The 9,006-nt window shown below is 39.9% G+C and carries 7 protein-coding genes; 5 read left to right on the top strand and 2 right to left on the bottom strand.

Features of this window, described 5'->3' with window-relative positions:
• The first annotated feature begins 298 nt into the window (after positions 1-298).
• Both pepN and GLIP_RS17125 read left to right on the top strand, forming a co-directional pair.
• The gene (gene pepN, locus GLIP_RS17130; protein WP_008845939.1) at positions 299-2,890 is read left to right on the top strand and encodes an aminopeptidase N; all 2,592 of its coding nucleotides are present in this window, start codon (positions 299-301) and stop codon (positions 2,888-2,890) included.
• Between the two features lie 83 nt (positions 2,891-2,973).
• A complete protein-coding gene (locus GLIP_RS17125) occupies positions 2,974-3,999 on the top strand; it encodes an alpha/beta fold hydrolase (RefSeq protein ID WP_008845938.1) in 1,026 nt (341 codons plus the stop codon).
• On the opposite strand, the gene GLIP_RS17120 is transcribed toward GLIP_RS17125, so the two are convergent.
• Together GLIP_RS17120 and GLIP_RS17115 are read right to left on the bottom strand one after the other, a co-directional pair.
• Positions 3,996-4,490: a hypothetical protein gene (locus tag GLIP_RS17120; RefSeq protein WP_008845937.1), complete on the bottom strand. Its 495-nt coding sequence runs from the start codon at positions 4,488-4,490 to the stop codon at positions 3,996-3,998. The two genes, GLIP_RS17125 and GLIP_RS17120, sit on opposite strands and share 4 nt — an antisense overlap.
• Positions 4,491-4,678: 188 nt before the next feature.
• Entirely contained in the window at positions 4,679-5,584 is a 906-nt protein-coding gene (locus GLIP_RS17115) for a LytR/AlgR family response regulator transcription factor (RefSeq protein ID WP_008845936.1), read from the bottom strand.
• 104 nt (positions 5,585-5,688) lie between these two features.
• On the opposite strand from GLIP_RS17115, the gene GLIP_RS17110 reads away from it, so the two are divergent.
• The 3 genes from GLIP_RS17110 (at position 5,689) to GLIP_RS17100 (ending at position 8,850) form a co-directional block, all read left to right on the top strand.
• Complete coding sequence (locus tag GLIP_RS17110) at positions 5,689-6,852, top strand: acyltransferase family protein (protein ID WP_153886364.1); 1,164 nt, start codon at positions 5,689-5,691, stop codon at positions 6,850-6,852.
• A 94-nt stretch (positions 6,853-6,946) separates the two neighbouring features.
• Complete coding sequence (gene nadA, locus GLIP_RS17105; protein WP_008845934.1) at positions 6,947-8,005, top strand: quinolinate synthase NadA; 1,059 nt, start codon at positions 6,947-6,949, stop codon at positions 8,003-8,005.
• 257 nt (positions 8,006-8,262) lie between these two features.
• Positions 8,263-8,850 carry an HAD family hydrolase gene (locus GLIP_RS17100; protein WP_008845933.1) on the top strand — a complete coding sequence of 196 codons (588 nt, stop codon included), beginning with the start codon at positions 8,263-8,265 and terminating at the stop codon, positions 8,848-8,850.
• Positions 8,851-9,006: the final 156 nt, after the last annotated feature.

Raw genomic sequence — 9,006 nt, 5'->3', positions numbered from 1 at the left:
TAAATCTCGTGCTACCGGTTAGTTGTAGGCGGTGGCTTTAGCCCTGCGGTTGTTAGGATTCACTCCACGGAATAAATCCCGTGCTACCGGTTAGCTGTAGGCGATGGCTTTAGCCTAGTGGTTGTTTGGATGCACTTCACGGGATAAATCCCGTGCTATCGGTTAGCTGTAGGCGGTGGCTTTAGCCCCGTGTTTTTATTTGCTCCTGTCATAAATCCACATATCCAAAAAATAGACAATTAATGTTGTCGTGATATATTGCTAAATCCAAAATGTAGTTCTGCCAGGGTGGTGCTTAATGTTTCGAGTGATATTTTCAATTGCTCTCACAATGTTATTTCTACAAGGTTGTTCTGTTGAATCTCAAATCGCCACTCAACCCGAATCAGAGGGTACACAAAATGGTCTTAGGGCAAATCATTCTGGTTTAAATGAAGCTTATGCAGAATTTCGCAGCGAAAACGTCAGTCAAGTAAGTTATGAACTTACAATTGATATCTATTCCGAAGAGCATAAATTTGCGGGTGAAGTCACGGTTAATTTTAATTTAATCGACAAGCACAAAGAAGTGACGTTAGATTTTCAAGATGGCGACGTTTTAAATCTAGTGGTAAACGGCGAAGAAAGTGATTTTGCTTATAACGGTAATTTTATCACTGTTCCACATAAGGCTCTAATAAAGGGCGACAATACCCTCACAGTAAAATATCAACACGACTTTTCCAACAATGGTACAGGGTTACATAAATTCACTGATCCTGAAGACGGTAATGTCTATTTATATAGCTATTTGTGGCCTTATTACGCCAATCTATTATTCCCTAGTTTTGACCAACCAAACATAAAAGCGCATTACAAATTAACGGTGCTAGCACCAAAAGAATGGGAAGTTGTTACGTCGGTGCGCGAAACCAATATTATTGACGCTGCTCGATACAATGAATGGCAATTTCCCACCTCTAAAAATTTCTCCACGTACATTTTTTCTCTTCATGCGGGGCCATACACAGTTTGGGAAGACAATTATCAAAATATTCCGTTACGTTTATTTGCAAGACAAGCATTAGCTGACAATGTTCCAGTCGAAGAGTGGTTTGCTACAACAAAACGGGGCATGGCATTTTATTCGAATTATTTTGAGATTGACTATCCATTTAGAAAATATGACCAATTACTAGTACCTGATTTTAATATTGGTGCAATGGAAAATGTGGCTGCCATTACGTTTACTGAAGAACTGGCGCAATACGGCCCTGAAAGCATAATGCAAAGACAATTGCGAGACGATACCATCGTGCATGAATTGTCACACCAATGGTTTGGTAATCTGGTGACCAATGCGTGGTGGAACGGACTTTGGTTAAACGAAAGTTTTGCGACTTTGGTTTCTTCCGTGATGTTATCAGGTGAACCTGAATACAAAGATCTTTGGCATGATTTTTACTTGAGTAAAAGTGTGCCAGCAATGTTAGCGGATGCAAAACTATCTACACATCCTATAGAAGTCCCTGTAACAGACGTAAATGATTTTCAGAAAATATTTGATACCATTACCTATTCAAAAGGAGCTGCTGTTTTAAATCAATTGTCGCACTATGTGGGCCAAGATAATTTTCAAACAGGAATCGCGCTCTATCTAAAGAAACATTCGTGGCAAAATACTCATCTACAAGACTTTATGAACGCGTTAGCTAGTGTGTCTGACATGGATTTAAAAGCTTGGTCTGATGACTGGTTGCTAGAATCGGGATATAACCAACTTGTGGCAGACTTCACATGTCAAAATGGATTATTGACCCATTTAACTATTAATCAAAGTGGTACTCCCTTAAGGGAGCATAAACTGCAGATAGCGTTATTTGAAAATACAAGTTCCCATCCTACTGTATTAAGTCCTGTTACCGTTTCTGGGGCGCAGACTTCGGTTCAACTGAATACACAAATTGGCTGTCCAGCCTTGGTTTTTCCGAACTATGGAAATTGGACATATGCAGAAGTTAAATTAGACGACGAAAGTGCAAAAAATAGTGAAATGCTTATCAAGCAAAGTAGCGACCAATTACTTAAGTCGATGCTTATTCAAAGTAAATTAAATTCCCAAGATGTTGATTGGGGCTTTGTAACCGAGACTATAGCGGCTGAATATAATCAACGTATTTTAGAGCAGTTATTTTATCTACTGAACGCTCGGTTAAATATCTTGGAAAGGCAACAAACTTCCAATTATTTACACATTTTTGAACAGGTTGAAATCGCACTCTGGAACAAATTGAATGATCCGGAATTACCAGCACAAACACAAAGATTAGTCTTCGAACAATATCTGAGGTCGGTTCGTTCGCGTAACGAAACCGATAGATTGCAAGAAATGCTTGAGAGTAATCAACTTTTAGGTGAAACACTGTCGCAGGCGGAACGATGGAATATCTTAATCCATCTGGCGAGCCTCAGAGACGTTTCCAGCATGATTGATAATGAATCTGAGCGTGACAGCACATTAGCCGGAAAACGTGCTCAGGTTGCAGCTAGGGCATCTCTACCGATTCGTGAAATTAAACATTATTGGTTAAATGTGCTATTGGCTGATCCACAAACTGCGGAGTTTGGTATCCAACGAGGAGTAATGAACAACTTGTTTCCGGTGAATCAATCTGACTTACAGTATAAAGTGATGGATGCGCTTATCGCAGGCGTACCGCAAATAACTGAAAAGCGCAGCTCCTACTTTAAAAGTGTGTATGCAGATAAATTATTTGCTAACGTATGCGAACAAAAGACATTAAGCAAATTGCAGGTAATGCTCGCAACCAAAGATCTTGATTCTACCATTGCCCGGTTTGTCGCTGACAATGTACAGTCAGCGCAGCAATGTATTGCCGGAAAAAAGTGATGAGCATTTAGTCTTATTAAAATTGCGCTTTAATGAATGAGTCAAAAATTTCAATCCGTTAGAAATAAAACATGGAGCCACTCATGATAGTTACTTCCGCACGTCTTTTTATAATTGGTTTTATGTTGTTGTCGATTAAAACTTACGCGTTAGATACGCAATTAAGTACGTCTAAAACAGCCTTTGATCAGAGATTAAGTACTTACGAATACCCATTTCCTGTTGCTCGCTATACATTTACATCGCAAGGCAAAGCGTTGGAAATGGCATATATGTATTTGCCTGCGACTAAACCAAATTATGCTGTAGTTACGTTATTACATGGTAAAAACTTTAACGCAGCGTATTGGAAAAACACAGCAGACTTTCTGCAAAGTTTAGGTTATGGGGTATTAATGCCGGACCAGATCGGGTTTGGAAAATCCTCCAAACCCATTGATTATCAATACAGCTTCGAAGCGCTAGCAACACACACCAAAAATCTATTGGAACATTTAGACATCGCCACATCCCATATAGTCGGGCATTCGATGGGTGGAATGTTGGCCTCACGTTTTGCACTTTTATATCCCCATGTGACGACAAACCTTATCCTTGTGAATCCAATTGGCTTGGAGAACTATTTACATTACGTTGAATATAAAGATGTCGATTTTTTCTATCAGAATGCGCTTCAACAATCAGCTAAGAAAATCGTAAATTATCAAACCAAAAATTATTATGATGGTGCTTGGAATAAAACCTATGCAGATTTAACAACGCCTTTGATTGGTTGGGTTCAAGGGCCAGATTGGGATACCTTAGCACAAGTAAGTGCTCGTACTTACGATATGATATTTACTGGCCCTGTGATTGAAGAATTCGACAGATTTAGAATGCCCGTTTCATTGATTTTGGGTACCAGAGATAGAACTGGACCGGGAAGAAATTGGAAAAAAACGGGTATTGAATACGAGCTAGGGCGTTATGATCTTTTAGGGGATAGGGTAAAAAAACGGAATCCGGATATTAAGGTGACTGAACTGGATAATCTTGGTCATCTGCCGCACATCGAGGGTTTTACTCGATTTAAAAGCGTATTTGAAAATGCGCTTAAAGCGCTCAATTAAGCGCAGCCTTCGATAAACAAAACGGCAGGATAACGCCCGAGTCTGAATGATGTGACTTTATCATTGTAGGTCTCAAAAATAATGCCATTGCCGTTACTTAGTTTAACCTCCAGGGTTTCACCTGCATCACCCATGTACGGATGTTCGGAGGTTTTCACTTCTTGATAGGCATTGAGGACTTCTTGTTTTGTCGAATCAATCCCTATACCTTCTGGCGTTTTCACTTTAGAAAACTGGTCATCGATATCGAAACGCTCAACGATACCTTGCAAAATCATAATTTGCGCACCATCGAGATTGGTTATTGGTGTTAAGTAGTAGCACGAATCCTGCTCATCATATAAGACTTTTTCTGATTGATAGTTATTGAGCAGTGTAAGCGCTTTGTCCGCTGACATTCCAACCTTTACATTAGAATAGGAGTCATGTTTTAGCTCATTCGCTAGTAGTAGGGGAGTGAACAGAAAGCTGATAATAATGGTTTTGCGCATATTACACTCGTTTTGTGGTTAAATAATTAGTGAATTTCAGTTCGTTTTGTTTGTGCCTAAAAACTTCCCAGTTTAATTGCTTTTGCGTTTGTAGACTCTATTGAATGCTTGTTTCAGTAAAATACGAACAAAAACCCCTGAATGATTTAAGAGGAATTAGCGTTTGTTTCAAGAGCTACATAAACTATTTATCCAAATTGACGTTTAAGTTCATCTTTGTAGCGACGCGATAAGTTAAGCGTATTCCCCGATTTTAGAGTCACTTTACCATCACCACTGGGCTGATATTGAATATTATCAATTGCTGCCAAATTAACTGCAAAACTTCGGTGGATGCGACTGAAGCCTTTATTCGCTAGTCGACTAATAGTCTGGTTAAGCGTGCCTCTTAGTGGATAAATACGTCCATGCTTATGCAAATTTACGTAATTGCCTGCGGATTCAAGCCATTCAATTTCATCTACTTTTACCAGAAATTCTTTGTCTAGTTTTTTCACTAACAGGAAATCTGGTGAACTATTCGGCGAAGTTGAATGGGCTGAGTCATTGTTAAGCGTGTTTGCTTCATCATGAGCGTTAACAATACTCGCTTCACCTTTGATCCGCGCATACAGGGATTGCACGATTTGGTAGATAATTAGCCAAAAAACGTATCCCCAGGCATCTTTACGGTATTCATACCAAAACTCTCGCAACCATGGCGAAAAATCATAGTTTCCGCCATCCAACAAATAGATACCTTCACGCAACATCACCATGATCCCAACATGCGCAGCCGAATACAGTATGGTTATTAGAAAATGGATAAAACATTGCCGGCCTAAATGGGCAAAACGTAGCGGCATACGCCGAAACAAAGCAAAAATAAAGGGTAACAATATCAGAGTACTCAATGCGCTTGAGTATTCCCAAACGTAGGGTTCCCACAATTGAATTTGTGCTTCACCAGAGCGATTATGTTCCATCCAGACGCTGGATGCATTGATAGTGTTATTGATGAAAAGGTAGGCAGCAATCAACAAATAACTATACAGGTATTTGTGTTGGTCAAACTTTTCCAACCAAGAGGTTTTTTGTTTATCCCTAATATCCACCGCTTATCCCTACTGCCTTTCTATTGGTCATTTGCGCCTGTCTTTATTGTGTTTTGAGCTTGATGCTAAATCAACCCATTTATTTTGAAAGTGAGAATTTAAGCATGACACAACCCTCAGGTGATCGTCGATATGATATTGATTGGTTAAGGAATTTAGCATTTTTTGTGCTTATTTTTTACCACATAGGCATGTATTACGTTTCCGATTGGGGCTGGCATATCAAAAGCGAACACACGTTTCGTTGGCTGCAAGAAGTTATGATCCTTACTAACACTTGGCGTATGTCGTTGCTCTTTTTTATCAGTGCTATGGCGTTATCGCTAATTGTAAAACGCTACTCCATTGCAAGTTTACTAAATCTTAGAACCAACCGATTACTTGTGCCGTTGATTTTTGGCATGTTTGTCATTGTCGCTCCTCAGGTGTACGTCGAGGCCAGAAGTCAAAACCTCATACCAATTGGGTTTTTATCCTTCTGGTTAGAATATATTAATCCGAATACCAAACTGCTAGAAGAACATCACTCTATTATTGGTTTACTCACATGGAATCACCTATGGTTTTTGCCATATTTGTGGGTGTATAGCCTAATTGTGCTAATGATTAGACCCTTTCTTACTAAACTCATTGGCAACAAAACATTTCAACAAAGCCATTTTAGCGTCGCGTTTATCTGTATTGTGTTGAGCCTGTTGTTAATTTACCTAACTTTGAGGCTTGCTTATCCCACAACTCACGATCTCATTAGTGATTGGTACAATCACGCAAAATATTTTGTGATATTTGTTTTTGGTTATCTTTTTGCACAACAAATTCATTGGTGGAATACAGTAATATCTGCACGCCGCTGGTTTTTAGCGCTAGCGCTCCTAGGGTATATTTTTATTGTAACTGACAGAAACGAGGGGTTTACTTGGCTTGCGCAACAATACGAAAGCTCGCTGTTAGTGCGTGCAATTTATGGCACTATTTTTATTGTAAACCTGTGGTCCTGGATTTTTTGTTTAGTTGGCTATGCAGGGCGTTATCTAAATCGTCAAAACGCAGCAATCAGCTATGCGAATAATGCGGTATTGCCCTGGTATATGTTCCATCAAACCCTGATTGTAGTGATCGCTTGGTATGCAAAACCGTTCAATATTCCACCTTTTCTAGAGTTGCTAGTTTTGTTGGGCGGCACGGTAGTAGGGGGTTTGATAGGCTACGAATTAGTAAAACGAACCTGGCTGACAAGGTGGTTATTTGGCCTAAAACACTATAGATAGCGTAAATAATGCCAATAATAAAACGGGGTTTTTCATTCGTTTGTAATAATTGTATAATATGCGGACATCTTAACCCTGTTAACAAGAGAATATGATGAAGCAGGTGAATCGCATTGATTCTATTGACTACCCGTTTCCGGTAAAACCAGAAATACTCAGCGCAACACAAAATGCGTTTTACACAGATGAGATTAAGCGTTTATTAGTAGAGAAAAACGCAGTTTTAGTTTCTCACTATTACACCGATCCTGAAATTCAAGCTTTGACTGAGGAAACTGGCGGCTTTATTTCCGACTCGTTGGAAATGGCACGTTATGGGCGTGATAGTGAGGCGCAGACGTTAATTGTGGCCGGTGTGAAATTTATGGGCGAAACCTCAAAAATTTTGAGCCCGCAAAAAACCGTGTTGATGCCAACACTCGATGCGACCTGTTCGCTAGACTTAGGCTGTCCTATTGATGAATTTAGTGCATTTTGTGATGCTCATCCTGATCACACGGTAGTCGTATACGCGAATACCTCAGCGGCAGTGAAAGCAAGAGCCGATTGGGTAGTAACATCGAGCATTGCTTTAGAAATTGTTGAACATTTGGATGCCATGGGTGAAAAAATATTGTGGGGTCCAGATAGACACTTAGGTGCTTATATCGCGAAGCAAACCGGTGCTGATATGTTGATGTGGCAAGGCGAATGTATTGTACATGATGAATTTTCAGCAAATGCACTAAAAAAGATGAAGCATCTGCATCCTGACGCGGCAATTTTGGTTCATCCTGAGTCGCCTGCAAGTGTGGTAGAAATGGCTGATGCGGTTGGCTCTACAACACAATTGATCCAAGCTTCGCAAAAAATGAACAATGAAAAGTTTATCGTGGCTACCGATCGCGGTATTTTTTACAAAATGCAGCAACTGGCTCCTGAAAAGACCTTTTATGAAGCACCTACTGCAGGCAATGGCGCAACCTGTAAGAGCTGTGCGCATTGTCCTTGGATGGCAATGAATGGTTTAAAAGCCATTTATAATGCGTTGACCGATAATACTGGCCACGAAATATTTGTTGATGAAGCTCTTCGACAAAAAGCGTTAGTTCCTTTAAATCGAATGCTCGATTTTGCTGCCGAACTAAAAATGAAAGTAGCGGGTAACGCTTAAGACTTAAACTTTGGTTTCAACATGTAGTCGGGGTCTTTAGCCCCGAGAGCTGTTTTCAATATGTAATCGCGAGCTTTAGCCACAACAAAGGCTATTTTAGCCTGAAAAACTCGTAATTAATTTTTACGGCCTAAAAGCCATGCTACAAATACAGCAATGAGCCAAATTTATTAAATGCCAGTATCTACTGGCATTTTCATTTTTAATTCACCAATTTTATGTAAATTACCTTTTTATTTACCTACTAGGGAAATGTGATGCCAGATTTAAGCAAGTACAAAGGGATCGTTTTTGATATGGATGGCACCTTAATCGATTCTATGGGAACACACGCCATCGCATGGCAACAAACATGTGAAATCTTTGATATTCCCTGCGATGGCGAGTTTATATATTCTCTGGGAGGCGTGCCGACCCGAGAAATCGTCAGTTTATTAAACCAAAAATACGGACTTGATCGCGACTTAGACCAAGTGGCACAAAAGAAACGTGAAATTTGGCTTGGCTTAGACGAAGAGTTAGCGGTGATTGACGACACATATCAAGTAATGCTGCGTTATCAAGGCCAGCTTAAAATGGGCGTCGGTACTGGCGCAGATCGCGAAAATGCATTGCGGATGTTGACTGAAACAGGATTATTAGAAAGGGTAGAAACGGTTGTTACCTCTTCTGATGTTACGCATGGAAAACCTCACGGTGAAACCTTTTTAACTGTAGCGCAAAATATGGGATTAAATGCCGATGAATGCGTAGTGTTCGAAGACACCGAAATAGGCAGACAAGCGGCTATTAACGCCGGCATGGATTGTATCATGGTAATCAACGGGAAAATCCAATTACCGTAACACTGCTCACGCTTTAATCGCTCTAATCAATATGAATCAGATTAAGATTAAAGAATAAGTATACAATCAGCAGTTTATTGGTTTTTATACTTGCTTACAGGCGCGTATTTCCCTAAGATACGCCCCTGCAAAATTCCGGTTCTGCAAAAAAAATTT

This window comes from Aliiglaciecola lipolytica E3 (assembly GCF_000314975.1).
Lineage (GTDB): Bacteria > Pseudomonadota > Gammaproteobacteria > Enterobacterales > Alteromonadaceae > Aliiglaciecola > Aliiglaciecola lipolytica.
This window is presented reverse-complemented; position numbering and strand designations above follow the sequence as displayed.